Source organism: Arthrobacter sp. 05T420 (assembly GCF_056396305.1).
On sequence record NZ_JBFTLG010000003.1, the window covers coordinates 1 to 26,759 of the forward strand.

Below are 26,759 nucleotides of genomic sequence, written 5' to 3' on the forward strand. Positions count from 1 at the left end.
GTCAAGGAGGCCACGAAATCGGTGCTTGAGGACCACTTGCCGAAGAGCAAGTTCAAGCAGCCGGGCGAGCGCGTGGTGCAGGGGCAGCGGATGATGCAGGCCGCAAGCGACATCTTCTTGGGCTGGACCAAAGGCGTGCAGGACAACCGGTACCTGTATTGGCGCCAACTGCGTGACATGAAGGGCTCAGCCGTGGTGGAAGAGTTTAAGCCGCTCGGTATGGCCTTCTATGCCAACGCCTGCGGCTGGACGCTGGCGCGGGCGCACGCCCGGTCGGGCGACCCCATCGCGATCGCTGCCTATCTCGGCAAGAGCGACAAGTTCGAGCGCTCAATCACCGACTTTTCCGAGCGTTACGCGGATCAGAACGAAAAGGACTACCAGGCGTTTGCCGATGCAGTGCGATCCGGCCGCCTGGAAGCAACTGAGGGCCTCTGATTCCGGATTATCAGCGGAAGGCGGCGCCGTGGGTGAAAGGCTCGAAGGACGACAGATTTCGCTCTGGGTCGCCACGGCCGGTGCCATCCGCTATCCCTCCCTGGACTCCCACCTGGAGGTCGACGTGGCCGTCGTTGGCGGAGGGATCGCCGGCCTGACTGCGGCGCTGGCCCTTAAACGTGCCGGCCACACCGTCGCGGTCCTGGAGGCCGCGCACGTTGGCACCGGCGTCACGGGGCACACCACCGGCAAGGTCACCTCCCTGCACCGCCTCGTCTACACCGAACTTGCCGGCCGGCACGGACGGGACGTCGCCGGGATGTATGGGCAGGCCAACCAGGCCGCGATCGAGCACATTGCGCGCATCGTGGCGGAGGAGGGCATCGAATGCGACTTCCGTAGGGTGTCCAACTACACCTACGCAGAATCCGACGACGCCGTTGCCCGGGTTCGCGACGAGGCCGCCTTGGCCGCGCGGCTCGGCCTTCCTTCAGTCTTTACCTCAGAGACGCCGCTGCCGTTCGCTGTCCGGGGCGCAGTCCGGTTCGATGGCCAGGCGCAGCTTCACGCGGTGAAGTACCTTCAGGGCCTCGCCCGCGCAGTGGACGGGGGCGGAAGCCACGTGCTGGAGGACTCGCGTGTCACCTCGGTCCGCGATGGTGTGCCCGGCGTCGTCGAGACCGGGCGCGGCATGGTAAGGGCGCGCGAGGTGATCATTGCCACCAACGTGCCTATTGGCGGCGGAAGTCTGTTTGCGGAACGCTGCTACCTGCACCGCTCCTACATCGTTGCGTGCCTGGCGCCGGCAACGCCCCTGGACGGGACCTTTATCAGCGTCGACGAGCCGATGCGCTCAATCCTGGCGATCGACGTCGACGGTTCCCACTACGTTCTCACGGGCGGCGAAGGTCACCGGGCCGCCGAGAGCGCCGATGCCGGCGTCCGGTACCGCCGCCTCGCGGCGTTTTCCCGTGAGCGCCTCGGCACCGGGGAGACGAGCTTCCGCTGGTCCACGCAGGACGCCATGTCCGTCGACGGGTTGCCCTATGCCGGGACTCTGACCCCGACGGCGGCCCACGTTCATGTAATCACCGGGCTGCGCAAGTGGGGCCTTACCAACGGCACCGCCGCGGCGCTGGTCTTAGCCGACACCCTGTCGGGGCGGCACAACCCTTGGGCGGCGGTCTTCGACACCAACCGCTCTACTGCGGACGGCCCGGCCCCTGGGAGCAGTCCAGAGTCGGAACATGGATACCAACCGGACCTGGCATCCCAAGCGGACCAGGCAGCCGATGCCCAGCAGCCGGACCAGGCGACCGTCGCCGGGCTGCGCCCCGGCGACGGGGCCGTAGTGGAGATCGACGGCGAAATGACCGCCGTCTACGCCGATCCCGCTGGGGAGCTCCAAGCCGTTTCGGCCATCTGCACGCATCTGGGCTGCACAGTCGCGTTCAACGCGGACGACTCGACGTGGAACTGCCCTTGCCACGGCTCACGGTTTGCCGCGGACGGGACGGTCATCCAGGGCCCGGCTGCGGCGAACCTGGCGCCGAGACGCGCACCCTCCCGCACGGCCACAGCTGTGGCCGGCCCACCCCGCAGCCCTGCGGAATCTCCGCGCGGCTGACTGCCCGCCTGGCTAAACCGCCCGAGACGGCAGAGGACGCGGCCCCGTCATGCCCCCGCCGGGGTTTCGGCGCATGAGGCGGGGCAACCGGCCACCGGGTCCGGGCTTGCCCGGCGGAGCCGTTCCAGTTCGACGACGTCCCGCCCGAAGGAATAGGCCAACAGACCAAGCGCAGTGCCCAGGACCATGGCTCCCAGCGACGGAGGAACGCCGGGCAACAGGGCGAACAACAGGGCTGCGGGCTGGGCGGCCCCGATGACCCTGCGGACGGTGCTGGACGGCAGCGGGTTCTTCAGGGACGGCCGGAACCAGGCAGCTGCGAGGAACGCGTAGTACATCAGGCCGATGCCCAGGGGCCACAGGCCAAATGTTCCCGCCGCCGTGCAGGACAGCACCAGAACAAGCGCGGCGTCAGTATCCGAATCCAGCCGTGCACCCTCGACCGTGGCTGACCCCGTCAACCGGGCCAGCCGTCCATCCACGGCATCGAGCAGGAACGCTGCCGTGCCCAGCACAACCACCAGAGAGCTTGTTCCGGTTCCGGTTCCGGCGATCAAGCCGACCACCGTTTCGGCAGCACAGCAGGCCACGAGGGTGGCCCTGCCCAGGGTGACGCGGTCCGCGGGCGTGGAAAATTGGGGTTTCCGCCGCAGAACGGAGCCCGCGGCACGAAGGATCACCGCAGCGCCCGCCGCCAGGGCCAGGAACCAGAGAGGAGGATCGGTGAAGAGCGCCGGGCCGAGCGAGGCCCAGACCACGAGATAGGCAGCTACGGCGGTCCCCGCATCCGCGGCGGCACGGCGGGCGCCCGCTGATCCCTGGCTTGCTCGCCCTGCTGCCCCGGGCGGCGTGTCTGCCGATACGTCTGAAGTCTGGCCCGTAGGCATGCCTCTGGAAGCCGGGCCTGTAGCTGTCCCGCCCTCTTGTTGCGTGCCCCGTGTTATCGACTTCAGCCTGAACCACCCCGCCCACATGCTAGCAAGTCCGCTGTTCCGGCCCGTTCACTGTTGGGCCTTTTCACTGTCGGGGCATTTTCACTGCGGGGACGGGGCACGGCTCGGAGGCGTTCGGCGCCCGGCCCGGGCGAAGCCTACGGCCGCCAGAACGGCCCCGGAGCCTTCGGCCACTGCGCTAAGGGTCTTCTCGAAGAACCAGATGGGCTCGTACATGGCGGGAAATGGCCCGAACGCCGGAATATCCACGTAGCGGTACGCCACCACTGCGATGAAGGCACTGAACGCAACAACGAACGCGACGGCGTAGGCGGCCCTGCTTCCGCGCAGCAGGACATACAACCCGGACAGCACGGCCGCGGCCGCTTCCAGCAGGAAAAGATTGCCCTGGCCGATCCCCGCCGGATTCCCCGCCTGATAGCCCGGGGCCAGGTGGATGTGGACCGCGGCGTCTATGAACAAGGCAGCGGCCGTGAGGATGCGCAAGATCATCCCGGTTCCGCGGGCCCGCTGGGACTTTCCGGGGCTTTGGGCGCTCATCTGACGATCGCTCATTTGACGATCAGCGTCCCGTGCATGTTCGGATGGAAGGTGCAATGGTACGGATAGGACCCCGGCGTCGTCGGTGCGGTGAAGGTGGCGGTGCCACCGCCTTTGACCTCCGCATCAAACGCTGCGCCTTCGTCAGCCGTGACTGTATGCGGAGCGGTGTCCATGTTGGTTACTGTAACCGACGCGCCCGGCGTCACGGTCAGCGGGTCGCCGTAGGCGAAGTCCTTGATGGTGATCGTGGCGGCGGCCGTGCCCGCAGTCGGGCCGCCGCCGTAGACGGCGTCCGGTGGTGGCGCCGACGTCGACGCCGGTGTTCCGCTTCCGCCGGCGCACCCGCCGGTCCCCAGCAGGATGAGAACCAACCATAACGACGGCAGCTTCCGGCGAGCATTCATAGCGCACCACCCCGAGCATCTTGTGAAAAAGAGCCGATGAACGTACTAGTCTCATTGTGCTCCTACCCGGCGCGAATGGTGCAAGATCACCTTGAAACCCCGGACGCGGGAGATAGCGTAGTCACTGGCATGCATTCCATAGCCGCGGGAGGAAGATTTGCGTGAAGAGTGAAAGCAAGAAGTCCTGGTCCGCATCGATCACCGTGCTCATTGCCTTTGCGGCGAACGTTTTGGTGGCGGTGGCCAAGACCGGGGCCGCGCTCATCACCGGCTCGGCGTCCATGACTGCCGAGGCTGCCCACTCCTGGGCCGACACCGGCAACCAGGTCTTCCTGCTCATCGCCGAACGGAAGGCCGCGAGGAAACGGGACAAGGCCCACCCCATGGGCTACGGGCGCGAGGCCTACGTGTGGTCCATGATCGCCGCCTTTGGCTTGTTTACAGCCGGGGCGGTGGTGTCGGTGATGCACGGCATCCAGCAACTGCTCACCCCGGAACCCGCGGCAGACTATGCGATCGCCTACGTGGTGCTGACGTTCGCGTTTGTCTTTGAGGGCGTGTCCTTCATCCAGGCGTTCAGGCAGACCCGGAAGGCGGCCCGCGAGCTGGACCGGAAAACCCTCGAACAGGTCCTCAAGAGTTCCGATCCCACGCTGCGCGCAGTCTTTGCCGAGGACGGGGCTGCGCTGATCGGCCTGCTCATCGCGTTCGCCGGGATCTTCCTGCACCAGGTCACGGGGTCATCCGTGCCGGACGCCGTGGGATCTATTCTCGTGGGTATCCTGCTGGCAGCGGTCGCCGTCGTGCTGATCGATCGGAACCGCCGCTTCCTGGTGGGGCAGGCCGTGACCAGCGATATTGAGGGCTCCATGGCCCGCCGATTGCTGGAGCACCCCGAGATAGAGCGCATCACCTACCTGCATCTTGAGTATGTCGGCCCGCGCAAGCTTTACGTCGTGGCGGCAGTGGACATGCTGGGGGATCTTCGTGAACACGACGTCGCCGTGGCCCTGCGCCGGGTAGAACGCGAGCTTGAGGACCACGAAACCGTCGAGGAAGCCGTCCTGACACTCGCCACCGCGGACGAGCCCTCGTTGGTCTTCCCAGCCGCTTCAGGAGACCGCTGACTCAACCGCCGACACCGTTCGCCGGCGCGTCCATTCCGGCCAGTGCCTGCAGCCGCGCCCCCGAGACCAGCAGCGCCTCGAGAACGGGGGACGGGCTGGGACTGGCCAGGAGGAAGCCCTGCCCCATGTCGCAACCGAGGGAGCGCAACAGATCCAACTGTCCGGCGTCCTCGATGCCTTCGGCGATGACAGCCAGGTTCAGCTTCCGGGCCACTTCCAGGATCCCCTCGAGCATCGCTGCGGCCGGGGCGTCGCCAGGCAACCCGGAGAGGAAGGCGCGGTCGATCTTGAGAATGTCCGCAGGCAGCGCCGCGAGCGTGCTGAGCGAAGAGAACCCGGTCCCGAAGTCGTCGATTGCGATCCGGACGCCGAAGCTCTTGAGCCGGTTGAGGGCCGCGACCCCGCCGTCGGCGTTGGTGGCCAGGGCAGATTCGGTGACCTCGAGGATCACCTTGCCCGCCTGCGAAGCGGGGTGGGTCAGAATGCGCTCAAGAGCATCAAGGTTCCGGTCGCTGGATAACTGAAGCGTGGAGAGATTGACCGAGACCCAGAGGTCGGCGGGGGTGCCAGGGGAGCGGCGCCAGCCGGCGACGTGACGGCTTGCCGTCTCCAGCACCCAGCAGCCGATCGGGCCAATCTCGCCGGTTTCCTCGGCAAGGGGGATGAACTCTGCCGGCCCCAGCCTGCCCAGGGTCGGGTGTTCCCACCGGACCAAGGCCTCGACCCCGGCGATCTCACCGGTGCCCAGATTGACCACGGGCTGGTAGTCGAGGCGCAGCTGTCCCGCCTGCACCGCCGTGGCAAGGTCCGCCCGGAGGGCGGCACGGTAGGTCATTTCGTCGTAGCCCCGGGCGTCGAAGAGCTGGTAGCGGCCTTTGCCGCCGTGCTTGGCCATATACATGGCGAAATCGGCCTGCCGCATCAGCTCGGCAGGATCTGCAGTTGCGCCGCTCCGCTGGGCGGCGCCCATGCTGACGGACACCAAGAGCTGGACCTCATCGATGCTGAAAGGCTTGCGTAGCGCGTCCTGGATACGCACAGCGACGTCGTCCGTCGCCGCGCCGCCGTCGTCCATGACGACGATCGCGAATTCGTCCCCTCCCAGCCGGGCAACGAGGTCATGGGAGCGCACGCAGGCCCGCAGGCGTTGGGCCAGCTGCATAAGCAACACGTCCCCGCCTTCATGGCCCAGCGAGTCGTTGACGTCTTTGAAGTCGTCGACGTCGATGATCAACAGGCCTTCGCGCTGGTCGCTGCGCCTGTTGCCAGTAAGTTCCGTGGCTTCCGGCGCAGCAGCTCCGTGGCCAAAGACGGCGGCGAGACATTCGGTGAGGACGGCCCGGTTGGCCAGTCCCGTCAGCGGATCGTGCGTGGCGCGGAAGGTCAGTTCCAGGTGGTTGTCATGCACCGTGGCGGCCATGGAATTGAAGGCCCCGGCCAGTTGGCCCAGTTCGTCGTTGCGGACAACCTTAATCCGGTGGCTGTAGTCACCGGATTGCAGCTTCACGACCCCACGGTGCAGCCCCTCCAAGGGGCGCATCAGGTACTTGGTCATCCGCCGGCGAAATAAGAACACGCCGCCCACGGCCAGCGCAAAGAGGGCTATGCGGCCGGTCGACACCATCTGCTGGAGCTGGGCAGCACGGCTGACGCCGTCGTCGAGCGCATCGAGCGAGGCGCGGCGGACGTCGGCCAGCAACGTGCGGGCCCTCGCGCCGGATGCAGCAAATGCCGGCGCCTCCGCCACGCGGTTGCCATGGAGACTGGCCACCTGGCTTCCCCAAAGTCCGTGCGCGGACAGGCCCTCCTCCTAGGCGGTCCGGGCTTCGAGAACTGTGGCCCGCATGCCGTACTCCTCCGGCAGGATTCCTGCGGCAGCATTGAACTGGGCTGAGACGTCCTCTTGCTGCTGCAAAAAGGACCGCGTCTCGACGGACCCCGCGGACAACAGCTGGAGCCCGGCTTGTTCGTGGGCATCCATGCCGGTCCGCAGCTCGGCGACAGCCTCCGACTCGAGGCGCTGCTGTGCGGCGGCGTGCTGGATCTGATCCGTGACCACACGGACCCCGAAGACTGTTAAGGCGACCCCGGCGATCAGGGCCACGAGTATAAGCACGAAGGCCCTGGACCATTCTCGCTGCAGGCTCCCTGGGCGTGCGGGCCTCCCGGTCCGCGTCCGCCGGCCGGTCGTTCCTTCATCCGGCACTGCCGCCCCGGCGTCAGAACGTCCCGGTGAATTGGCGGCCGACGGCAACGCAGCAACAGGGTCCGCCAACCCGCTGTTGGAGTTACGCGTCATTACAGCCTCCGGCCACGTGCCGGCACTCGCCGCATCGTCCATCAGGAGCGTAGCTGAACCAGCCCCGGTGGGTCATGTCCTGCGGTCCCACGACACTATTGTGAAGCATGTGACAGCAGTGTATTCGGCGGGCGGCCGACACAGTAGCGCAGGGGCCGGGCTCACCCCGGGTTGAGCCTTCTGCAGGGGTTAGCTAAGGCAGTCGGCGCAGTACGCGTGGCCGGCCTTCTCTTTTGCCAGCTGGGACCGGTGCCGCACGAGGAAACAGGAATAGCAGGTGAACTCATCCTCTTTTTGCGGAATGACCGTGACGGTCAGTTCCTCGCCGGAAAGATCTGCTCCCGGAAGTTCTACGCCTTCGGAGGTATCGGCCTCGTCGAGTTCACGGACAACGCTGCGGGCGTCAGGCGCATTCGCTGAACGGAGCGCCTCCAGGGAAGCGTTGCGTGATTCCGCAACGTCGGAGCGTACTTCGTCATAATCGGTTGCCACCTGGTGGTACTCATTTCAGTTGCTGGGCGTGTTATTCAGTGTCAATACCGGATCTCCGGATCTCCGGGATTGAACGGTACAGCATGACGCCGTGTAAATGCTGGGGACCGAGGGAGTCGCGGCAGTGACTCTCGCGACACCCACAGACGGCCGGCCGCGGCACTTCCCTTCCCGCTTCGTTCGCCACTGGTCACCGGGACGACATGTGCCGTTAATTTGCGTGCCCTAGCCTGATTCTTTAGGGACCATCCAATCTGGGCTCCAGCCGCTCCATCCGCACCACCCGTCGGGAGGGATTCACCATGGCCGATATCGCTGCAGTACTGGGACGGCTCACGCAGGACGAACTCAACGAACTGCGGTCCCTTGGCCCCAGCGGGCACCTGACCCGGCGCCTTACCGACGCGATTGACCGAGCGGCCGGCGGCCCTGGGGCCGGCCGCGGCTACTACGTCCCCAACGGGAGCGTCAGTTCCACCGGAGGACCCCACGTAATCCTGCGCAGCGATGTTTCGGGCTGGCTTTTCGGGCCTGCCCAGCCGGCCTAACCGTACGGCGGCGAGCACGGCCCTCGCCCTGTCTACGCCAGGTTCTCCTTCCAGCCCGGCCCGGGAAGGGCCATACTGGCCCAAAGGGAGGGGGCCGGAGTGCGGATTCTGATGGTCGAGGATGAGCATGCCCTGGCGGAAACAGTCCGCCGCGGACTGAAGAACGAGGGCTTCGTGGTCGACGTCGCGCACGACGGCGTGCGCGGCCTCTCGGCGGCGCTGGAGAACGAGTACGATGCCATCCTCCTGGACCTCATGCTGCCCCGGATGAACGGCTACGACGTCTTGAAGGAAATGCGGCAACGCAAAGTCTGGACCCCGGTTCTGATGCTCACGGCCAAGGATGGCGAATACGACCAGACCGATGCCTTCGACCTCGGAGCTGACGACTATCTCACGAAGCCGTTCAGCTTCCTGGTGCTGGTGGCCCGGATCCGGGCGCTGATCCGGCGCGGAGCGCCAGCCCGGCCAGTGATCATGACGCTTGGGACCTTGTCGCTGGACCCCGTCAGCCACAGTGTGCACCGCGGCGACACCCTCATCAGCCTCACGGCCAGGGAGTATGGGCTCCTGCACTACTTGATGCGCCGGCACGACCAAATCGTCTCAAAGGCGGAGATTCTGCAAAACGTCTGGGACCCGGCTTTCGAAGGCGCGAACAACGTTGTGGAGGTCTATATCGGCTACCTTCGGCGGAAAATCGACGTCCCGTTTGGGCTCCACAGCCTGACCACCGTTCGTGGTATGGGCTATTTGCTCAGCGCCGACCCGATTCCTGAACCCCATGCCGCCGGGACTCGCGAGGCGTGAGGTCCGCCGGTTCTGCCGGTTCCGAACGGGGAAAGGCGATCTCAAACCGGCAGTGACCCGCTGGTCCGTCCGTCGGACGGATGCTCCCGTGATGGGCCGCCACAATTCCCGCCGCGATGGCCAGGCCCAGTCCGCTGCCGCCGCCTTCCCGGGAGCGGCTGCCGTCGAGCCGGACAAAGCGTTCGAAGATCCGCTCCCGATCCGCCTCAGGGATGGGGTCGCCGTCGTTGTCGACCGTGATGATGACCCGGTCCCCGACGGTGCGCAGGTCCACCGCGATCCGGGAAAGGGCGTGGCGGTCGGCATTGTCCAGGACATTACGCAGGACCTGGGTGAGCCGGCGAGCGTCGCCGCGGATCCGAGCCGGAACGAGTTCCACCGAAATCTCGTTCCGGCTGGTGGACCGCAGCCGGCGGATCTCCTGGTCCAACACGTCGTCAAGGTCGACGTCCTTCTGCTCCACCTTCAGGCCGCCGTCATTGGCCTTGGCCAGCGTCAGCAGGTCCTCGACGAGGAAGCTCATTCGGGTCGTCTCCTCGGTGAGGACATCCTTCATCTGCAGCCACATCGCCCCGGTTGGGTCCGCAGCCGCGATCTCGATTCCGGCCCGCAGCGTGGCCAGCGGGCTGCGCAGCTCGTGGCTGGCGTCCGAGACGAACCTGCGCTGTTCAGTGTCCGAGGCCTGCAGCCGGTCCAGCATCGTGTTCATGGTTAGCGCCAGGGCTTGGAGTTCATCGTTGGTGGGCGGCACATCGACGCGCCCGTCCAGCCGCTCGGCGTTGATCCGGGCCACCTGGCCACGGATCCGTTCCACCTGGCGCAGGGATCGCCCCACGAGGAGCCACACGGACCCGGCCACGGTAAGCAGCAGCAGCGGCGTGGCTCCCAGCATGAACCACGCAACCGTGGAAATGGTGTCCGCCTGTATCTGAGACGCCTGGGCCACAACCACCGTATAGCTCAGTGTGCCCGTCCGCGCTCCCACGGTGACGATGTGATAGTCGTCGTTGTCGCCGATGCTCGGAAGGCCTGAGACATCCTGCGTCATGGTCTGGCCCGGGCTGGGCCGCTGGGCTGACAGCGGCGTGCTGGCGACCTCGGCATCCGAGGCAGCCAATACGTACCCCCCGGTATCCAATACTTGGACGAACTGGCCCGCATGCGCCGTATCAATGATGTAGGCGCGGGCATCCGCGACGTCCATATCCTCCATTTCGGCGACCACATCGAGGGCCTTCTGCCGGGCTGCGCCGTCGCTGGACCTGGCCAGGGATGCCTGCAGCAGGATCAGGAGGAGCACGCCGCCAAGCAGCAGCGCCACGGCAACGACGCCGACGGCGACCGCCGTTGATTGCTTCCGCACGCCCCAGCGAATCTCGCCGCTGCCGGGACGGCCGGACGTGGCTCGTGTGCCCAGTGCCATGTTCCAAGAATGCGCCCATGCGCGGATCAGGACAACCACCGTGCCAGCATCGCCGCCACCTGGCGCCCGTCCCATAGCCGGAGGCACCCCGGATCGGCCCATCGGCGCACCGTCCACTCGGGGAGAGGCCGCTCTCAGTCTCTTCTCAGCGGTATGCGGGACAGTGGGAACAGGCCGCCGAAGACCGGCCAGCGGAGGCCACGGAGCCGTCCGTACCGAGTTTCCGGCCGCACGCTCTCCTCAACCAGCGTGCGGCCGGATACTACCGCGTCATAGCGGCGCAATTGGCGGCCACCACAGCCACTTTCCGGCCCGTCATGCCCATAAGCCGAGGGCGGACCGCTCATAGCCGGGGCATCACCCGGAGCCAGAGGAACTGCTGGGCGCGCAGGAGGAGTCCCGCGTCCAGGCGCAGGTGGGCGCCGGTCAGGATGTCAACGGCTTCGGCCGCGAAGCCGGAGAGCGTCACCCCTTGCACCTCCTGGGGGCCGTCGCTGAAGTTGGCCAGCACGAGGACCAGCGTTCCATCTCCCGGACGCTGGTACCCCAGAACGCCAGGGTTGTTCGTGGCGAACCCGACCAGCTTGGTGCCGGCTAGCTCCGGCGTCGCGGACCGCACGGAAATCATCCGGCGCAGCCCGGTGTAGACCGCGCCGGCGGGGGTTTCCTGATCCGCGCGTTGGGCATAGCGCGACGCGGGATAGTGGGGCCGGTGCACCCAGCGGCTGTCACTTCCGTGACCGTCCTCAACGGCGTAGTGGTAGTCGTTGGACTGTCCAACTTCGTCGCCAAGATACAGCAGCGGGATGCCCCCGGTGCTGAAGGCCACCGAATGGGCCAGCAGGATGCGGTTCACCGCCGCGGTTGCGCCACTTTCCAGCCCGCACAGCGACGCGGTGGTGCCGGAAATCCGGCAGTCGCCGGTGCGGGGGTTGTCCTGAAAGGGCACGCCACGGGCGAAGCTTCCGGGGAAACGGTTGACGTAGAAGGAGTTGAGGAACCGCCGGTGCTCGAAGGCATCGATGCCAAGCTCGGCGGCATCCTCATCCGCAAAGGTCCAGCCGATGTCGTCGTGGCTGCGGACGTAGTTCACCCAGGACGTGCCCTCCGGGACATTGTGGCGTCGCTCCAGGGCCTGGGTGAGCAGCGAAACGTCGCGGGTGGCCAACGCCTCCCAGATCAGGGCCATCTGCAGGGGGTTGTAGGAGAGCTGGCACTCGGCGGGGTCGATGTACCGGGCCACCTCATCGGGGTGGACGATCGCCTCGGATTTGAACAGCAGCGACGGCGCGGCCAGCCGGCATACGGCATTGAAGGCCTGCAGCAGCGTGTGGGCTTCGGGCAGGTTTTCACAGGGGGTGCCCAGCTCCTTCCAGATGAAGGCGACGGCGTCCATCCGAAGTATGTTCACGCCCTGGTTGGCCAGGAACAGCATCTCAGCGGCCATGGCCCGGAAGACGTCCGGGTTGGAGTAGTTCAGGTCCCATTGGTACGTGTGGAAGGAGGTCCAGACCCACCGTCCGTCGGGTATTTCAATGAAGGAGCCGGGGTGGTCGTCCGGAAAGATTTCGCGCACGGTTTGCTCGAACGCGTCCGGCATCGACCGGTCCGGGAAGATCCAGTAGTAGTCGCTGTACGCCGGGTTGCCCATGGCCGCTTTCCGGGCCCATTCGTGCTCATCGGAGGTGTGGTTGAAGATGAAATCGACGACGAGGCTGATGCCGTTCGCCCGCAGCTCGGCGGCAAGCTCACGCAGCTGCTGCATGGTGCCCAGCTGCGGGTTGACGTCCCGGTAACTGGAGACGGCGTAGCCGCCGTCGGAATGGGGTTCGGGGGCCAGGAACAGCGGCATCAGGTGCAGATAGGTGAGGCCCAGTTCCTTGAAATAGGGGATCCGGGCGTGGACCCCCGCCAGATCTTCGGCATACCGGTCGACATAGCAGACACCGCCGAGCATGGTGTTGGCCTGGAACCAGCCACTGTTGTGTTCCCGGTCGGCGTCGAGGCTCTTGAGCTCGGACGGCCTCTCGGCCCACGAGCGGGCCGACTGCATCACGAGGTCCGTGAGCTGATCCAGCCAATCGTGCCGTGCGCTGTAGAGATCGTGGAACAAACGGAACAAGGCCGGGAAGTGGCGGTCGAAGCGCTCTTCGAAGGCGGCCCGGTCCGGTCCGGCCCACCCGATGCCCGTGCCCGACGCCAGGGCCCGGAGCACATGCCGGCGGGCCTCGTTAGCTACCCCGTCAGTTACAAGGGCGGGTTCAACCATGGAGCGTCTCCTTCGATGAACTTCGGTCCTCGACGGCGCGACGACAGTTCACATCCTTGCAGACGCACGGATGGCTGCCCAGCACGGCCGGTGTGTTTCGGCGCGGAAAAGCAGTCGACAGCGGATGCTGCCGATTTTGTGGGTGGGAAGGTCTATAGGCTGGCGTGATGACCGGTTCCGTTGATCTCCTGCCCACGTTGCTGGGCGTCGGGCTCCTGATGCTGGTCACTGTGGTCCTGCTGGCGGTTTTCCGGATCCCGCACCGGACCGCGGCGGCGCTGGCCATCCTTCGCGGGGCTGCGCAACTGGCCGTCATTAGCCTGGTACTGGGCAGTGTCATCACCAGTCCGGTCTGGGTCAGCGCCGCACTTCTCGTGATGTTCTCGGTGGCAACCGTGACGGCCGCACGACGGCTGGGGTGGACTTGGGCCCGCCTGGCCACGGTGGGTGGCTCCATGGCGGCGGGCATCCTGGTGACCTTGGCGATCGTCTTCGGCACGGGCGCAATCGCGTTCACGCCCCGATACGCGCTGGCCATCGGAGGGATCGTGATCGGCAACGCGATGACCATTGCCACACTGGCCGGCCGGCACTTTGCCGAGTCCGTGAATGAACACTGGGATGAAGTTGAGGCGTGGCTTGCTCTAGGAGCGACGCGGCGCCAATCGACATTGGAGCTGGCACGGCGCGCTGTCTATTCAGCCCTCATCCCCTCGACCGACCAGACCAAGACTACGGGCCTTGTCACCCTTCCCGGCGCGTTCGTGGGTGCGATCTTCGGCGGGCTTTCACCCTTGGAAGCGGGCCGCTTCCAGATCGTCGTGCTCGCCTCGATCATGGCGGCAGGGTCCATCACCGCCGTCGTCCTGATCGAGATCATCGCACCGGTGAGGGTGCGTCCGGCCCGACCCCGCTAGGGTCCGCACCGTGGCCCGTCCTCTCTAGGCGGGCACCCGGATGACGAGGGGGTCCATGGCCTGGCCGTCGGCGTACTGGCCGTCGAACAATTCCGAACCGGCCTGGGATACGGCCACCTCGACGCGCTCCCAGACCAGAAACCCTTCCATGTTGCGGGGCGCGGCAGTACGCAGGGTGCCGACGTCCGAGCGGTCCTTCCCGCCGCCGTCGCCCGTGCTGATCGACAGGACCCCGTGCCCGGCCGTGAACTCGACCCATGGATCCAAGAGTCGGACGAACATCATTCCGTGGTGTCCGGCGACGCGGACGTCGCCGCGGAACCGGAGGACGCCGGTGCCGCTGGCGGGATCGTACTCGGAACCGGCTGGTGCGAAACAGAACTCGCCGGACGCGGTCACCGTGGCGCCGTCGGCCGCGGAAACCGCACCGTCAGGGAGTCCCGAAATGTAATCCATGAAGCTGCGCTTGATGCCCCAGGTCAGGCCCGGCAGGGGGAGCGGAGCGGGGGAAGCGGACGCTGATGTCACGTAGGTTCTCCTGGGCTGTCGGGCGGATCTACGTCCGAGCCTAGTCGGGGATCCGCGCGGGGCTGAACTGTTGCACCGTTGCCGCTTCATCCGGCGTATTTCACTGACGGCGTAGGCACTCCAGGACTACAGCCGGGGCGGCGGTGGTTGACTTGGATGAGTACCGGCAACCAGGAGGTGCACAGTGGCCGCGTCCATCAGTAGGGTATCCGGATCCGATGTGTCCGAAGACCCGCTGGATTCCTATTCCGCAACGGTCATCCGCGTGGCCGAGGCTGTCACACAGCACGTCGCAGCGCTGGAAATGACCGGCAACGGGCGCAACGGCAGGCTCCGGGTCGGCGCGGGTTCGGCCGTACTGTTCACCACCGACGGATATCTGCTCACCAACGCCCACGTGGTGGGCGGCGCCCAGTCCGGCCACGCGGTTTTCGCCGACGGCACCGCCACTGCTGTTGACGTGGTGGGCGCCGACCCGCTGTCCGATCTTGCGGTGGTCCATGGCAGGGCCCCTACGGCTGCACCGGCGGAAATGGGCGACGCCGAGTCCCTTCGGGTCGGCCAGTTGGTCATCGCCGTGGGCAATCCGCTCGGGCTCGCCGGCTCCGTCACCGCCGGGGTGGTAAGCGGGCTGGGCCGTTCCATCCCCGTTTGGTCCGGACGAAGCCGGCGCGTGATCGAGGACGTCATCCAGACCGACGCGGCCCTCAACCCCGGCAGTTCCGGCGGTGCGCTGGCGGACGCCCGCGGGCGGATCGTCGGTATCAACACAGCCGTGGCAGGAGTCGGCCTCGGACTGGCTGTTCCCATCAACGCCACGTCCAGGCGCATCATCGCTTCGCTGCTCAAGGACGGCCGTGTCCGCCGGGCCTACCTGGGTCTGGTGAACACTCCGATCCAGCTGCAGCCAAGCGCCGTCGTCCGGACAGGGCGCAGGGAGGGGCTGCTGGTGGTCGAAGTCCTCCCAGGTTCGCCCGCCGAACGCGCCGGGCTGCGGGCCGGTGACATCCTCCTGAAGGTCGGGCCGATGTACGTGTCCAACGCCGAGAGTCTTCAGAAACTGCTGTTCGCCGAAGCGATCGGGGAGCCTCTGGAGCTTGCCGTGCTCCGTGACGGCTCGGACCTGCGGCTGGTGGCGGTGCCCGCGGAGATGACCGACAACCAGTAGGGAATTCCAGCCCAGACATGGCGATTCCGCCCGCTGAATAACTCCAGCCAGGGCCGAATTCCTGCCCCGCTAAACTACTTGGATCCAAATTGCGGCGGCCTGCGGAATTACTCGTTTGGCGCCTCAAATACCTGCCCGCCGCTCCACGTCCTTACGCAACGGTACTGACCCCTGTACGCGTCTTTCTTTGGGCGAGAGATCGGGTACCGGCACGCCTTGTTGCGCCCAGCGGGGGCGTGCCACGGTGTCATTGGAAGCCGGAGGAAACCGGGTCTCAGTAAGGCCTTGTTTCATTGTTGCTCTGGCTCTTCGCAGACGATTGAGTTCGTTTTACCTGGGGAAATCGGAGAACATCGTGGGTAACCCAACGGAAATTACACCCTCCATTTCGGTCCGCCTATTCGGATCATTCGAAGTACGCCGTGACGGCGCGGCGCTTACCGCCGCTGACATGGGGGGCTGCAAACCCCGGCACATTCTGGAAATTCTGCTGCTGAACCTTGGTACGCCGGTGTCCAAGACCCGCCTCATCGATCTTCTTTGGGGCGCCGGCGCGAGTGACGGCTCCGTGGCGACGCTGGAAAGCTATATCAGCGGTATCCGGCGCGCCATCCAGCCAGGCCAGACCAAGACCGGTCCGCTCCGCACGGCCAATAGTGGCTACGTCCTGGACCCCACCCTCGTGGATCTTGATCTGTTCCGGTTCCGTGGACTGGTCCGCGACGCCAGTGAGCTGCTTCCGGATGAGGCGTATCCTCTGATGCTCGAGGCCCTCGAGATCTCTGCCGAGCCGCTGCTCGGGTTCGAACTTGCCTCTGACTGGGCAGAAGAGGCGCGCGCACGCCATGCCGCGGAGAAGGTGGCGCTGCAGATCCTCGCGGCCGAAACGGCGGCCCTGCTGAACAAACCGGACGAAGCCGTCAATCTGGTTCAGGCCGCCATTCGGGCGGAACCCCTGAACGAGCGGGCCTGGACAGTTCTGGTGACAGCCTATGAACAGGCCGGCCTGCCGGCGGAAGGCCTGGCGGCCTATGACCGGTGCCGCAGGCTCTTTGACCGCGACCTTGGCTGCACCCCCGGCCCGGCCCTGCAAGAGGCACATCTGCGGCTCCTGCGGCAGCGCGCGGAAGGTAACTCCGAACTCTCCGAGGTCTTGGCGGCGTTGCTTTATCTGGGGGAGCGGTTGAACGGTCCAAAGAGCCGACAGCTGCCGGCGGCGGAATCGCGGCGCATGCATGAGAACGCCGGGCGGGTGCTTGATTCCTTCCTCCAGCGCGTCCGGGCCGCGGTTTGACCCCCTGCATCCCGCGCTCCGGCGGGCCGGCCGCTCCAGTTTGAGGACCCGCGCCGCCGGCACCGCCTGAACGAGGAGTTAGCTTCGTCACGTGGCCGTGATTCTAGGGAAATTCCACTGGGTAGGGCCCCATACTGGGAATGACCCTGGCGGGCAGTCCCACCGCCGGACGTGAGGAGGGCCCATGGAAACCTTGAAGAAAGTCGTCACGAACGAGTATTTCCCCGCAGCTGCAGTGCTGTCCGGGGTCATCCTGTTCTGGATCCTAGGCTTCTTCGGCGGGCTGTCCCTCCTAAGCACCCGCCAGTCCCCGGTGACCACCCTGACCTGGATGATGTTCGTCTATGCCGCAGCGGTCCTGTCGCCCCTAGCGGGGCTTGTTGCCGCCATCGACCTCGTTCGTCGGTGGCTGCGGAACCGGCAGGCGAGCACGGCGGAAACCGCCTAGCCTGCCGCGCCTAGATTTCCGCGCTGCCCTGCGCGCCTAGCCGGCACCGGACGCAGCGCGAAGCGGACGCTGGGCCGCTGCCGGGTATCTCCGGCTACTCGAAGCGGGACGGATCGCCCATGCCCCGCCGCACGACTTCCGCGACGCCGCTGGAGAAGTCGATGACCGTGGTTGGCTCAGCACCGCAGTCGCCGGAATCGATCACGGCATCCACGACGTGGTCTAGGCGCTCCTTGATCTCCCAGCCCTGCGTAAGAGGTTCTTCCTCATCCGGAAGCAGCAGTGTGCTGGACAGCAGCGGTTCGCCGAGCTCAGCGAGAAGTGCCTGGACCACATGGTTGTCCGGGATGCGCACGCCGACTGTTTTCTTCTTTGGGTGCAGTAGCCGCTTGGGGACCTCCCGGGTGGCGGGCAGAATAAAGGTGTAGCTGCCCGGCGTGACGGCCTTGATGCTCCGGAAAACGTCGTTGTCGATCTGGACGAGCTGGCCCAACTGAGCGAAGTCCTTGCAGACCAGCGTGAAGTGGTGCTTGCTGTCGAGGTTTCGGATGCTCCTGATTCGGTCCAGTGCCTCCCGGCTTCCCAGCTGCGCGCCGAGCGCATAGCAGGAGTCGGTGGGGTAGGCGATCAGGCCACCTGAGCGAACGATTTCCACCGCCTGGTGGATGGAACGCGCCTGGGGGTTCTCGGGGTGCACATCGAAGTATCTCGCCATGGGTCGAGCTTACGCCCGGGGTGGCCCTCCCGCTGGCGGCCCCGTCCGACTTCACGGCCGCCTGTTCATTTCGGCGCGCTCACAGTTGCTCGTCGTGGTGGATCCGTTCGCCGAGTTGCCGCAGCGGCTCCCCGCTGCCGCTCCACTGCTGGGCGATGAATTCCGCGGCGATGGACACGGCCGTTTCCTCGGGCGTGCGGGCGCCCAAATCAAGGCCCACGGGACTGTGGAGCTTCGACAATTCGGCCTCGCCCAATCCCGCCTCGCGCAGCCGAGCCATCCTGTCCTCGTGCGTGCGCCTGGATCCCATGGCGCCGATGAAGGCTACTGGGCTGCCGCGCAGCGCCACCTCCAGGACGGGGATATCGAACTTCGGATCGTGGGTCAGGACGCACAGCACGGCCCGGGAATCCAGCAGTCCCTGGGCGAACTGGTCGCTCAGATACCGGTGTGGCCACGCGTTGACCACCTCGGCGGCGTCGGGGAACCTCACGGGGGTGGCGAAAACGGACCGCGCATCGCAGACGGTTACCCGGTACCCCAGGAAAGCGCCCAGCCGGGCCAGCGCCGCGGCGAAGTCAATGGCACCGAAGACGATCATGCGTGGCGGGGGCGCGTAGCTCGCGAAGAAGACGCGCATGCCGGTGTCGAGCCGCTCGCCGTCAACGCCGTAGTGCAGGATGCCCGTCCGCCCGGCCGCCAGGAGGCCCTGGGTGTCGTCGCCGACGGCGCGGTTAGTCCGGTCCGAGCCCAGGTCGCCTTCGCAGCCAACAGGTCTGACGATGAGGTGGCGCCCCACGCGGTCGGCATCTGGGTGTTCGATGACCGTGGCGACCCCCACGCGGCGCCCGGCGGCGATGTCCTGCGCGACGGCGGCGAGTTCGGCAAAGCGGCGCTGGGAGACGGGTTCAACGAAGATGTCGATGATTCCGCCGCAGGTCAGGCCCACGGCGTAGGCATCGTCGTCGCTGATCCCGTAGCGCACCAGGGCCGGCTCGCCGTCGTCCTTGACTTGGGTGGCCAGCTCATACACGGCACCTTCGACGCAGCCGCCGGAGACGGAGCCCACGGCCTCGCCGTCGGCCGTCACCAGCATGGCGGCGCCGGGGAGCCGGGGTGCCGACTTGAAAGTACTCACGACCGTGGCCAGGCCTGCGGTGGCACCCCTCCGCCAGTCAGGCAACATGGCCGCCAGGACATCGCGCATAGTCGCTCCTCAGAGCCTGCCGCACAGCCGGAGCATCCGGAACGCTGAACGCCGGCCGGCCCAGTAGGCGATGCACGCCACGACGGCGACGACACCGAGGACTTTCACCGGGCTGGACAGCTGCTCCGCCGCGATTCCCTTGGCCAGGCTCAGCGCATCCAGGCTGCCGCCCGGCGCGGCCGACGCCGGCATTGGCTCCGGGACAGCCGCCGGGACAGACGCCGGCACCGGCTCCGGGACAGCCGCCGGGACCGCTTCGGCTGGTGCTTCCGGGACTGGAGGTGTTCCCTCTGCCAGCATGGCCTGGAGGTTATTCGCGAAGAGGGACATCGTCTGTTCCGTGACGCTCCCGATCACCCCTTTGCCCATGGCCGCGGCCTTCCCGGACAGCGCGAGATCTGCGCTGACGGACCCCCGCGTGGCCGCGCCGTCTTCGGCCAGCGTCAGGGTGACGGTGGCCTCGGCGGTGCCCTGTCCGCGGGTTTCCTGGGCCTTGCCGCCAAGGACGGCGCGGTGTTCCGAGGCGTTTCTTTCAATGACGTTCAGCAGGCCCTTGTATTGCATCGTGACCGGGCCCAGCTTTACCGTCATGCCCACTTGGTAGGCGTCCTCCGAGAGCTTGTTCAGGATCTTGGCCCCGGGGAGGCATCCGGCCACCCTTTCAACGTCCATCAGTGTGTCCCACACCTGGCTTATCGGTGCGACCACCGAGAAGGTGCTGTCAATTTGCATGCGCTGGTTCCTTGCCTCTCGCTCGTCCGTGCCGCTGGCCCGGTTGCTTGCCGTCACCCCGAATTGCGGCTGTCAGCTCGGCCAACGCCTGGTAGCTGTGGCCGCTGACGAATGCGTCGCAGTAGGGCAGTGCTGCTGCCATGCCGCCCACCAAGGGCTGGTACTGCGGGGCCGCCTTCCGCGGATTTACCCAAATGATCCTGTGGGCGAGCCGGCGCAGGCGGGCCATTTGCGCCGCGACTTGTTCCGGATCTTCGGACGCCCAGCCGTCCGAAAACACCACCACCACGGCGCCCCGCGCCAGTCCGCGGCGGCCGTGCTCGTCGACGAAGCGCCGGAGGCATTCGGCGATCCGGGTTCCGCTGGCCCAGTCGGGCGCGGCGACGGCGGCGCGGGCCAGAGCCTCGTCCGCATCGCGCAGGGCCAGTTGCCGCGTAAGCCTGGTCAACCTCGTGGAGAAAACGAAGGCTTCGGCCCCTGCCCCGGTCACAGCGCCCTGCAACAGGGAGATGAAGACGCGCGCGTAGGGCTCCATCGATCCGGAAACATCGCACAGGAGCACCAGTTTGCGGCGTTGCTTGCGCCGGCGGGCGTACAGCAGCAGTGGGGCGTCGGTTCCGGAGCGCCGGGCAGTGCGAACCGTCGCCCGGACGTCCAGGCTCGCTGTGCTGTGTGCCGATGTGCGTGTGCGGCGGCTCAGGCGCAGCGGTGTCGCCAGCTGCAGCGCCGCAGCCAGCCGCCGCACCTCAGCCACTTCATCGGCAGAGAGCTCGGCAAAGGAAGTCACATTAAGGTGTTCGTCCCCGGAAACCATGGCCAGGACGGCATCCCGATCGGCGCGGAGGCCCCGGGCCGAGCTGTCCCGGCCGGGGAAGGCCACGCGCGGATGCCGGCGCGTCCCCTCGGCCGCGCCCCCCTCCCGGGTGCCAGGCGCCGCGGGCCGGGTCTGCGGCTGCGGCTGCGGTGTGGGCGGCGCCGGCAGTGCCGGGCGGGCCACCCGGCCCGGTTGAGCCGCGCTGGCATTTGGGCCGAACACGGCGGCGAAGACGGCATCAAACAAGGGCACCTGTCCGCGCGCGGACACGAGCACCACGCGGCAGGTCCAGTACAGCTGCTCAAGCTGGGCAGGGGGGATCAGGTGGAGCGCCTCGGCCAGCCGTGCGGCCCGGTCCGGCGACGTAGCAAGCCCAGCCCTCCGGATTGCTGTGACGAACGCGGCGGACAAGGCTGCTGCCTCGACTCGCGGCGGCCGATCGGTGGCGCTGCTGGTTTGGGCGGGCCCGTGGTCTTCAGCCATCGTTGCCCTCCACGAGCCAGGCCGCGCCGCGGGAGCCGACGAGTTCGAGGTCATCGCGGTTCTTGACGATGGAGCCCCACGTTTGCTCGGTAATGCCGGGCTCGATCCGTGCCACCCCAAGCACAGCCAGGGCCGAGACCCAGTCGATTGCCTCAGATATGCCCGGGGGCTTGGCGAGGTCCAGTGTCCGCAGCCGGGTGATGACGGACGCGGCCTGGAGCGCCAACGGGCCGCTGCTGGCGGGAACCCGACGGCGCACGATCTCGGCGATCCGTGCCGGTCCGGGGTAGTCGATCCAGTGGTATAGGCAGCGGCGGGTCAGGGCGTCATGAAGGTCCCGCGTCCGGTTGGAAGTGAGGATCACGATGGGCGGATGGGTGGCGCGGATTGTGCCCAGCTCCGGGATGGTGACGGCGGATTCCGCCAGCAGTTCGAACGTGAAGGCCTCGAATTCGGCGTCGGCGCGGTCGATCTCATCCAGGAGCAGCACGGCAGGCCGCGGGCCGGGATGCTCCAGCGCCTGCAGGAGCGGCCGCCGCAAAAGGTACTGGGGAGCGAAGAGGTCAGTTTCCGTGACCTCGGTATCGCGGACTTCGGCCAGCCGGATGCCGAGCAACTGGCGTTGGTGGTTCCATTCATAGAGGGCCTCACCGGCGTCGATTCCCTCGTAGCACTGCAGCCGGTACAGCGGGGTGTCGAGGAGTTCGGCCAGCGCCTTCGCGGCCTCCGTTTTCCCGACTCCCGCCTCGCCCTCGAGCAGGAGGGGCTGCGGCAGGCGGACGGCCAGGAACAGGGCCGTTGCCAGCCCGGCATCGGCCAGGTAGTTGGTGCGGTCCAGCGCGGCCATCAGCGACCCCACATCCGGGACCCGGCGCCGGACGTCCTCCTCCGCGCCGGCCCGCGCCGCCGTCGTCATACGGCCCCCTGCAGCCCGTCAAGCAGGCGCCGGTAGTCTTCCTCGGTGTCCACGTCCAAGGGGATGGGACCGGGTGTGCGGACCTCGACGACGTCGTCCGCCCGCTGTTCGAGGAGCTTCCAGACTGATTTGTCCCCGTGCAGGGCGGCCAGATCCGGCAGCAGGCGCCGGGCAAACGCAAGGGGGTGGCCCACGCCGTCGTCGTAGCGGCACACCGCGATGCCGCCTAAGGCAGCAGGAGCGGCGCCGGCCGAAGGGGCGCCGGAACCGGGCTGGAGGGCGCCGAGCACGGCCCGGACACTCGCGGCCCGGACACCGGGCTGATCGCCGAGCAACAGGACCACGGCGTCGGTATCCGGATGCAGGGCCGCGAGCGCCGTCGCGATCGAGGACGCGCACCCGTCGCCGAAGTCCGGGTTGAGCACCACATCGCAGCCACTGGTGTCGACGGTGCGCCCTACCTCGGCCGCCGCGCCGCCCAGGGCCAGCACCGTCTGGCCGAAGAGGCAGTCCCGGGCAGTCGCCAGGACGGCATCGAGCAGGACCCCCGTGCCGTAGGGCAGGAGCTGCTTGGGCTGGCCCAGGCGCCGGGACGCCCCCGCGGCCAGGATGATTCCCGCAGTCCGGGGCTCAGGGCTTCCAGCCGGCCTCAGCGATTCAGGTCGTGAGGGCATAGCGCTCCGGATCCTTGCGGAAGGCGGCCCGGCAGCCGGGGGAGCAGAAGTAGACCGTGACCCCATGGTGTTCCAGGTGCAGGGACGATTCGAGGGCCGGGATGGACATGCCGCATACCGGGTCGACCGCGCTCGCCGGCCCTGACTCCTTGGGCCCTGACTCCGTGGGCGCCTTCAGGCCTGCGGGGGTGGCGGCAGCGTCCGCCGCTAGGGGCGGGGACGCGCGCCTTGCCTTGGACCGTTCACCAACCAGCTGGGCCAGGATTGAAAGCGCGATCTCCCCGGGAGTCCGGGCACCGAGCTGCAACCCGGCCGGCGTGAAAACCCGCGCCCGCCGGGCGTCGTCGACGTCGAGCGATTCCAGGACGGCGGCGCCGCGGGTTTCGCTGGCCACGAGGGCAACGTAGGGGACACCCGCGCGCAGGGCCGCCTCCAGCGCACCCTCTTCCGCTTTTCCGTGCGAGGCGACGATCAGTGCCGCGTCATCGCCGCGGGGATCGGCGGATTCGCCGTCCGTCAGTTCAACTTCGAGGCCGACGCCGGAACCGAGCGTCGCCAAGGCCTGCGCCACCGGCGTCGTACCCACCACCAGGACCCGGGGCGCCGGAATCCGCGGCTGGAGGAAGATCTCGATCGCCCCGCCGCTGAGGCAGGGGTTGGAGACCTCGACGGCGCCCTCCTCCGCGGTGAGGGACGGTTCCCCGGGCAGCACGCGCAACAGGAGCGGTTCCTGGGAGGCGAGGACCTGCAGGCTGTATTCGCGCACCGATGCCTCGACGCAGTTCCCGCCCACAAAGCCCTGGATCTCCCCGGTGGGCAGCACCAGGGCCGTGTCCCCGGCGTGCGCGCTCGTCGGACGCTGGGCACGGACCACCGTGGCGTGGACAAACGGCTCGCGGCGGCTGGCGAGTTCATCGGCCCTGGCGGCCAGGGTCTCTGCGATGGTGGGCATCAGATCGGCGGCCTGGCCCGGCCCTGCATGGCGGCCCAGACGCGGGCCGGGGTGCAGGGCATGTCCATGTGGGTGACGCCGAACGGCGCCAGGGCATCGACGACGGCGTTGACGATCGCCGGCGGGGAGCCGACGGTGGCGGACTCGCCGATGCCCTTCGCCCCGATCGGGTGATGCGGGGACGGGGTGACCGTGAATCCGGTTTCCCAGTCCGGCACTTCCATGGCCGTGGGGATCAGGTAGTCCATGAAGGACCCGGCGAGGCAGTTGCCGGCCTCGTCGAACTCGATGATCTCCATCAGCGCCATGCCGACGCCGTCCGTCAGACCGCCGTGCACCTGGCCTTCGATGATCATCGGGTTGATCCTCGTGCCACAGTCATCCACCGCCACGAAGCGCCGCACCTTGACCTGACCCGTGCCGGGGTCGACATCTACGACGCAGATGTAGGCGCCGAACGGGAAAGTGAGGTTTGGCGGGTCGTAGGTGACTTCCGCGTCGAGGTTGCCGTCCACACCCTCGGGCAAGGCAACGGTGCCATGGGCGCCCATGGCGATCTCGGCGATGGTCTTGCCGACGCTGGGATCGCCCTTGACGAACCAGCGGCCCTTTTCCCACTCGAGGTCCTCGGGTCGGGTTTCAAGCATGGCCCCGGCGATCAGCTTCGCCTTCTCACGCACCTTCCGCGCGACGAGGGCCACGGCGCCGCCGCTGACCGGCGTCGAGCGGCTTCCGTAGGTGCCCAAGCCGAACGGGGTCTGGTCCGTATCCCCGTGGACCACCTCGATGTCCTCCGGCGGGATGCCGAGTTCCTCAGCCACGATCTGGGCGAAGGTGGTCTCGTGGCCCTGGCCCTGGCTCTGCACCGAGATGCGGACCACGGCCTTCCCGGTGGGGTGCACCCGCAGTTCGGCGCCGTCGGCCATGCCGAGGCCAACAATGTCGAAGTGCTTCCGCGGGCCGGCCCCCACCACTTCCGTGAAGAAGGCCACGCCGATGCCCATGAGTTCCCCGCGTTCGCGTTTTTCGGCCTGCTCGCGGCGGAGGTCCTCGTACCCGGCGAGCTGCATCGAGAGGCGCATGGCGGCCTCGTAGTCGCCTGAGTCGTAGACCCAGCCGGTCTTGTTGGCATAGGGGAACTGCTCCGGCTTGATGAAGTTCTTGAGCCGCAGCTCCGCCGGGTCCATGTCCAGCTTGCGGGCCAGGACGTCCACCATCCGCTCCACCAGGTAGACGGCCTCGGTGACGCGGAACGAGCACGCGTAGGCCACCCCGCCGGGCGCCTTGTTGGTGTAGACGCCGGTGACGGAGCAGTAGGCGGCCTTGAGGTCGTAACTGCCGGTGAAGATGGAGAAGAATCCGGCCGGGTTCTTGGTGGGCTGGGCGGTGGCGTTGAACGCGCCGTGGTCGGCCAGCACATGGGTGCGCAGGGCCAGGATCTTGCCCTCCTTGGTCGCCGCGATTTCGCCCTGCATGATGTAGTCCCGGGCGAACGAGGTCGACATCAGGTTCTCGGAGCGATCCTCCACCCATTTGACCGGACGCCCGGAAACGATCGAGCCGACGACGGCGAGGATGTAGCCGGGATAGATCCCGACCTTGTTGCCGAAACCCCCGCCGATATCGGGGGAGACGATCCGGATTTTGTGCTCGGGGATGCCGGCCACAATCGCGAACAAGGTCCGGTGCGCGTGCGGGGCCTGGGTGGTCTCGTAGAGCGTCAGCTTGCCGTTGACGGCGTCGAAATCCGCGACGGCGCCGCATGTCTCCATCGGTGCGGGGTGGACCCGGGGGTACACCACCTCCTGGCTGACCACGACATCGGCGGCGGCGAACACCGCATCGGTTTCGGCTTTGTCGCCAATCTCCCAGTCGAAGATCCGGTTGTCCGTCCGGCCCTCGATCTCGTCGCGGATCACCGGCGCGCCCGGGTCAAGGGCCTTGCGGGCGTCCACCAGCGGGGGAAGCACATCGTATTCGACGTCGATCAGCTCCAGCGCGTCCCGGGCGGCGTAACGGTCCTCGGCCACCACAAACGCTACTTCCTGGCCCTGGAACCGGACTTTGTCGGTGACCAGCACGGCCTGGACGTCCGCGGAGAGCGTCGGTGCCCACGCCAGCTTCAAGCCCAGGAGGTCCTTGCCGGTGATGACTGCCACGACTTTGGGATGCGCCAGGGCGTTGGTGGTATCGATGGACACGAGCCGGGCGTGCGCCACCGGAGCGCGCAGGATGGCGCCGTGCAGCATCCCCGGCAGCACGATGTCATCCAGGTAGTGGCCCTTGCCGCGCACGAAGCGCGGGTCTTCCTTCCGCTGGATACGGCCGTAGCCGATCGGGCGGTCCTCGTCGCCGGCGGCCGGGTTTGACGGCCGGTCATGGATGACAGTCATGCCTTCACCTCCGTGCCTGTCTCCGCTGTCTCTGCCCCGACATCCGGGACGCCGGTGTCGGTGCCGTCCAGGCCGGTGCCGGCAGAATGGTCGGCGGCGGGTGCGTCGCCCAGGCCGGTGCCGACGGGATGGGCGGCGGCCCACTGCACCGAACGGACAATCGTGGCGTACCCCGTGCACCGGCAGATCTGCCCGGAAATGGCCCGCCGGATCTCGGCGTCGTCCGGGTGCGGATTCTTATCAAGGAGCGCGCGTGCCGTGAGCATCATCCCCGGGGTGCAGAAGCCGCACTGCAACCCGTGCTCCTCCATGAAGCCCTGCTGGACGGGGTCGAGGTTGCCGCCCGTGGCCAGTCCCTCAACGGTCCGGATGTCGTGCCCCGCGGCCATGGCGGCCAGGACAGTGCAGGACTTCACGGGCTGTCCGTCCATCAGCACCACACACGTCCCGCAGTTGCTCGTGTCGCATCCCCAGTGCGTACCGGTGAGGCCCAGGACCTCGCGGATGTAATGGACCAGGAGCACCCGGGGCTCGATCTCGCTGGTGACGTCGTTGCCGTTGACGGTCATGCTGATCTGCATCGGC

At 67.3% G+C, this 26,759-nt stretch carries 27 protein-coding genes; 9 read left to right on the forward strand and 18 right to left on the reverse strand.

Annotated features, from left to right (window positions below):
* The coding region (locus AC1DEM_RS04035) for a DUF2252 family protein (RefSeq protein WP_476883242.1) at positions 1–438 on the forward strand (438 nt) is incomplete at its 5' end.
* Between the two features lie 28 nt (positions 439–466).
* Positions 467–2,065, forward strand: coding sequence for an FAD-dependent oxidoreductase (locus AC1DEM_RS04040; protein ID WP_476883243.1), 1,599 nt, complete (start codon positions 467–469; stop codon positions 2,063–2,065).
* 47 nt (positions 2,066–2,112) lie between these two features.
* Here AC1DEM_RS04040 and AC1DEM_RS04045 read toward each other — a convergent pair whose 3' ends face one another.
* The 3 genes from AC1DEM_RS04045 to AC1DEM_RS04055 all read right to left on the reverse strand — a co-directional run bounded on the left by AC1DEM_RS04045 (position 2,113) and on the right by AC1DEM_RS04055 (position 3,932).
* Complete coding sequence (locus tag AC1DEM_RS04045; RefSeq protein ID WP_476883244.1) at positions 2,113–2,952, reverse strand: CDP-alcohol phosphatidyltransferase family protein; 840 nt, start codon at positions 2,950–2,952, stop codon at positions 2,113–2,115.
* A gap of 147 nt (positions 2,953–3,099) precedes the next feature.
* Positions 3,100–3,573 carry a hypothetical protein gene (locus AC1DEM_RS04050; protein ID WP_476883245.1) on the reverse strand — a complete coding sequence of 158 codons (474 nt, stop codon included), beginning with the start codon at positions 3,571–3,573 and terminating at the stop codon, positions 3,100–3,102.
* Complete coding sequence (locus AC1DEM_RS04055) at positions 3,570–3,932, reverse strand: cupredoxin domain-containing protein (RefSeq protein WP_476883246.1); 363 nt, start codon at positions 3,930–3,932, stop codon at positions 3,570–3,572. Before AC1DEM_RS04055 ends, AC1DEM_RS04050 begins: the two co-directional genes overlap by 4 nt.
* A gap of 194 nt (positions 3,933–4,126) precedes the next feature.
* Here AC1DEM_RS04055 and AC1DEM_RS04060 point away from each other — a divergent pair, with 194 nt between their 5' ends.
* Positions 4,127–5,092 (forward strand): cation diffusion facilitator family transporter, encoded by a 966-nt coding sequence (locus AC1DEM_RS04060; protein WP_476883247.1) that lies wholly within the window; start codon positions 4,127–4,129, stop codon positions 5,090–5,092.
* Between the two features lies 1 nt (position 5,093).
* Here the strand turns inward: AC1DEM_RS04060 and AC1DEM_RS04065 are convergent, their stop codons facing one another.
* From AC1DEM_RS04065 to AC1DEM_RS04075, 3 genes are all read right to left on the reverse strand, one after another.
* On the reverse strand, positions 5,094–6,863 hold the full coding sequence (locus AC1DEM_RS04065) for a putative bifunctional diguanylate cyclase/phosphodiesterase (RefSeq protein WP_476883248.1): 1,770 nt from the start codon (positions 6,861–6,863) through the stop codon (positions 5,094–5,096).
* A gap of 39 nt (positions 6,864–6,902) precedes the next feature.
* Positions 6,903–7,208: a hypothetical protein gene (locus AC1DEM_RS04070; protein ID WP_476883249.1), complete on the reverse strand. Its 306-nt coding sequence runs from the start codon at positions 7,206–7,208 to the stop codon at positions 6,903–6,905.
* A gap of 372 nt (positions 7,209–7,580) precedes the next feature.
* Positions 7,581–7,883, reverse strand: a complete 303-nt coding sequence (locus AC1DEM_RS04075; RefSeq protein WP_028276793.1) for a DUF4193 domain-containing protein — start codon at positions 7,881–7,883, stop codon at positions 7,581–7,583.
* A gap of 302 nt (positions 7,884–8,185) precedes the next feature.
* Here AC1DEM_RS04075 and AC1DEM_RS04080 point away from each other — a divergent pair, with 302 nt between their 5' ends.
* A complete protein-coding gene (locus tag AC1DEM_RS04080; RefSeq protein ID WP_277523824.1) occupies positions 8,186–8,431 on the forward strand; it encodes a hypothetical protein in 246 nt (81 codons plus the stop codon).
* A 99-nt stretch (positions 8,432–8,530) separates the two neighbouring features.
* Positions 8,531–9,241: a response regulator transcription factor gene (locus tag AC1DEM_RS04085; protein ID WP_476883250.1), complete on the forward strand. Its 711-nt coding sequence runs from the start codon at positions 8,531–8,533 to the stop codon at positions 9,239–9,241.
* Here AC1DEM_RS04085 and AC1DEM_RS04090 read toward each other — a convergent pair.
* Both AC1DEM_RS04090 and AC1DEM_RS04095 read right to left on the reverse strand, forming a co-directional pair.
* Positions 9,189–10,664 (reverse strand): sensor histidine kinase, encoded by a 1,476-nt coding sequence (locus AC1DEM_RS04090; protein ID WP_476883251.1) that lies wholly within the window; start codon positions 10,662–10,664, stop codon positions 9,189–9,191. The genes AC1DEM_RS04085 and AC1DEM_RS04090 overlap by 53 nt on opposite strands.
* A gap of 343 nt (positions 10,665–11,007) precedes the next feature.
* Positions 11,008–12,933 carry an amylosucrase gene (locus tag AC1DEM_RS04095; RefSeq protein WP_476883252.1) on the reverse strand — a complete coding sequence of 642 codons (1,926 nt, stop codon included), beginning with the start codon at positions 12,931–12,933 and terminating at the stop codon, positions 11,008–11,010.
* Between the two features lie 167 nt (positions 12,934–13,100).
* Between AC1DEM_RS04095 and AC1DEM_RS04100 the strand changes: the two genes are divergently transcribed.
* Positions 13,101–13,850, forward strand: coding sequence for an ABC transporter permease (locus AC1DEM_RS04100; protein WP_476883253.1), 750 nt, complete (start codon positions 13,101–13,103; stop codon positions 13,848–13,850).
* 24 nt (positions 13,851–13,874) lie between these two features.
* Here the strand turns inward: AC1DEM_RS04100 and AC1DEM_RS04105 are convergent, their stop codons facing one another.
* Positions 13,875–14,378, reverse strand: a complete 504-nt coding sequence (locus AC1DEM_RS04105) for an HtaA domain-containing protein (RefSeq protein WP_476883254.1) — start codon at positions 14,376–14,378, stop codon at positions 13,875–13,877.
* A gap of 184 nt (positions 14,379–14,562) precedes the next feature.
* Between AC1DEM_RS04105 and AC1DEM_RS04110 the strand changes: the two genes are divergently transcribed.
* The 3 genes from AC1DEM_RS04110 (at position 14,563) to AC1DEM_RS04120 (ending at position 17,288) form a co-directional block, all read left to right on the forward strand.
* Positions 14,563–15,546 carry a S1C family serine protease gene (locus AC1DEM_RS04110; protein ID WP_476883255.1) on the forward strand — a complete coding sequence of 328 codons (984 nt, stop codon included), beginning with the start codon at positions 14,563–14,565 and terminating at the stop codon, positions 15,544–15,546.
* Positions 15,547–15,901: 355 nt separating this feature from the next.
* On the forward strand, positions 15,902–16,840 hold the full coding sequence (locus AC1DEM_RS04115; RefSeq protein ID WP_476883256.1) for an AfsR/SARP family transcriptional regulator: 939 nt from the start codon (positions 15,902–15,904) through the stop codon (positions 16,838–16,840).
* Positions 16,841–17,024: 184 nt separating this feature from the next.
* The gene (locus AC1DEM_RS04120; protein ID WP_277523809.1) at positions 17,025–17,288 is read left to right on the forward strand and encodes a hypothetical protein; all 264 of its coding nucleotides are present in this window, start codon (positions 17,025–17,027) and stop codon (positions 17,286–17,288) included.
* A gap of 94 nt (positions 17,289–17,382) precedes the next feature.
* Here AC1DEM_RS04120 and AC1DEM_RS04125 read toward each other — a convergent pair whose 3' ends face one another.
* From AC1DEM_RS04125 to AC1DEM_RS04165, 9 genes are all read right to left on the reverse strand, one after another.
* Positions 17,383–18,003: an L-threonylcarbamoyladenylate synthase gene (locus AC1DEM_RS04125; protein ID WP_476883257.1), complete on the reverse strand. Its 621-nt coding sequence runs from the start codon at positions 18,001–18,003 to the stop codon at positions 17,383–17,385.
* A gap of 79 nt (positions 18,004–18,082) precedes the next feature.
* Positions 18,083–19,210, reverse strand: coding sequence for an XdhC family protein (locus tag AC1DEM_RS04130; protein WP_476883258.1), 1,128 nt, complete (start codon positions 19,208–19,210; stop codon positions 18,083–18,085).
* 9 nt (positions 19,211–19,219) lie between these two features.
* Positions 19,220–19,942: an SRPBCC family protein gene (locus AC1DEM_RS04135; RefSeq protein WP_476883259.1), complete on the reverse strand. Its 723-nt coding sequence runs from the start codon at positions 19,940–19,942 to the stop codon at positions 19,220–19,222.
* A complete protein-coding gene (locus tag AC1DEM_RS04140; protein WP_476883260.1) occupies positions 19,932–21,239 on the reverse strand; it encodes a vWA domain-containing protein in 1,308 nt (435 codons plus the stop codon). Before AC1DEM_RS04140 ends, AC1DEM_RS04135 begins: the two co-directional genes overlap by 11 nt.
* Positions 21,232–22,155 carry an AAA family ATPase gene (locus AC1DEM_RS04145; RefSeq protein ID WP_476883261.1) on the reverse strand — a complete coding sequence of 308 codons (924 nt, stop codon included), beginning with the start codon at positions 22,153–22,155 and terminating at the stop codon, positions 21,232–21,234. Before AC1DEM_RS04145 ends, AC1DEM_RS04140 begins: the two co-directional genes overlap by 8 nt.
* Positions 22,152–22,829 carry a nucleotidyltransferase family protein gene (locus AC1DEM_RS04150; RefSeq protein WP_476883262.1) on the reverse strand — a complete coding sequence of 226 codons (678 nt, stop codon included), beginning with the start codon at positions 22,827–22,829 and terminating at the stop codon, positions 22,152–22,154. The genes AC1DEM_RS04145 and AC1DEM_RS04150 overlap by 4 nt, the downstream gene beginning before the upstream one ends.
* The gene (locus AC1DEM_RS04155; protein WP_476883263.1) at positions 22,813–23,781 is read right to left on the reverse strand and encodes an XdhC family protein; all 969 of its coding nucleotides are present in this window, start codon (positions 23,779–23,781) and stop codon (positions 22,813–22,815) included. The genes AC1DEM_RS04150 and AC1DEM_RS04155 overlap by 17 nt, the downstream gene beginning before the upstream one ends.
* A complete protein-coding gene (locus AC1DEM_RS04160) occupies positions 23,781–26,174 on the reverse strand; it encodes an aerobic carbon-monoxide dehydrogenase large subunit (RefSeq protein WP_476883264.1) in 2,394 nt (797 codons plus the stop codon). The genes AC1DEM_RS04155 and AC1DEM_RS04160 overlap by 1 nt, the downstream gene beginning before the upstream one ends.
* Complete coding sequence (locus AC1DEM_RS04165) at positions 26,171–26,755, reverse strand: (2Fe-2S)-binding protein (protein ID WP_476883265.1); 585 nt, start codon at positions 26,753–26,755, stop codon at positions 26,171–26,173. The genes AC1DEM_RS04160 and AC1DEM_RS04165 overlap by 4 nt, the downstream gene beginning before the upstream one ends.
* Between the last annotated feature and the right edge of the window lie 4 nt (positions 26,756–26,759).

Excerpts from the sequence above, each read along its gene's own strand:
- AC1DEM_RS04045 (WP_476883244.1), bottom strand. The coding sequence starts at position 2,952 with ATGCCTACGGGCCAGACTTCAGACGTATCGGCAGACACGCCGCCCGGG.
- AC1DEM_RS04050 (WP_476883245.1), bottom strand. The coding sequence starts at position 3,573 with ATGAGCGATCGTCAGATGAGCGCCCAAAGCCCCGGAAAGTCCCAGCGG.
- AC1DEM_RS04080 (WP_277523824.1), top strand. The coding sequence starts at position 8,186 with ATGGCCGATATCGCTGCAGTACTGGGACGGCTCACGCAGGACGAACTC.
- AC1DEM_RS04090 (WP_476883251.1), bottom strand. The coding sequence starts at position 10,664 with ATGGCACTGGGCACACGAGCCACGTCCGGCCGTCCCGGCAGCGGCGAG.
- AC1DEM_RS04095 (WP_476883252.1), bottom strand. The coding sequence starts at position 12,933 with ATGGTTGAACCCGCCCTTGTAACTGACGGGGTAGCTAACGAGGCCCGC.
- AC1DEM_RS04100 (WP_476883253.1), top strand. The coding sequence starts at position 13,101 with ATGACCGGTTCCGTTGATCTCCTGCCCACGTTGCTGGGCGTCGGGCTC.
- AC1DEM_RS04120 (WP_277523809.1), top strand. The coding sequence starts at position 17,025 with ATGGAAACCTTGAAGAAAGTCGTCACGAACGAGTATTTCCCCGCAGCT.
- AC1DEM_RS04125 (WP_476883257.1), bottom strand. The coding sequence starts at position 18,003 with ATGGCGAGATACTTCGATGTGCACCCCGAGAACCCCCAGGCGCGTTCC.
- AC1DEM_RS04130 (WP_476883258.1), bottom strand. The coding sequence starts at position 19,210 with ATGCGCGATGTCCTGGCGGCCATGTTGCCTGACTGGCGGAGGGGTGCC.
- AC1DEM_RS04135 (WP_476883259.1), bottom strand. The coding sequence starts at position 19,942 with ATGCAAATTGACAGCACCTTCTCGGTGGTCGCACCGATAAGCCAGGTG.
- AC1DEM_RS04140 (WP_476883260.1), bottom strand. The coding sequence starts at position 21,239 with ATGGCTGAAGACCACGGGCCCGCCCAAACCAGCAGCGCCACCGATCGG.
- AC1DEM_RS04145 (WP_476883261.1), bottom strand. The coding sequence starts at position 22,155 with ATGACGACGGCGGCGCGGGCCGGCGCGGAGGAGGACGTCCGGCGCCGG.
- AC1DEM_RS04150 (WP_476883262.1), bottom strand. The coding sequence starts at position 22,829 with ATGCCCTCACGACCTGAATCGCTGAGGCCGGCTGGAAGCCCTGAGCCC.
- AC1DEM_RS04155 (WP_476883263.1), bottom strand. The coding sequence starts at position 23,781 with ATGCCCACCATCGCAGAGACCCTGGCCGCCAGGGCCGATGAACTCGCC.
- AC1DEM_RS04160 (WP_476883264.1), bottom strand. The coding sequence starts at position 26,174 with ATGACTGTCATCCATGACCGGCCGTCAAACCCGGCCGCCGGCGACGAG.
- AC1DEM_RS04165 (WP_476883265.1), bottom strand. The coding sequence starts at position 26,755 with ATGCAGATCAGCATGACCGTCAACGGCAACGACGTCACCAGCGAGATC.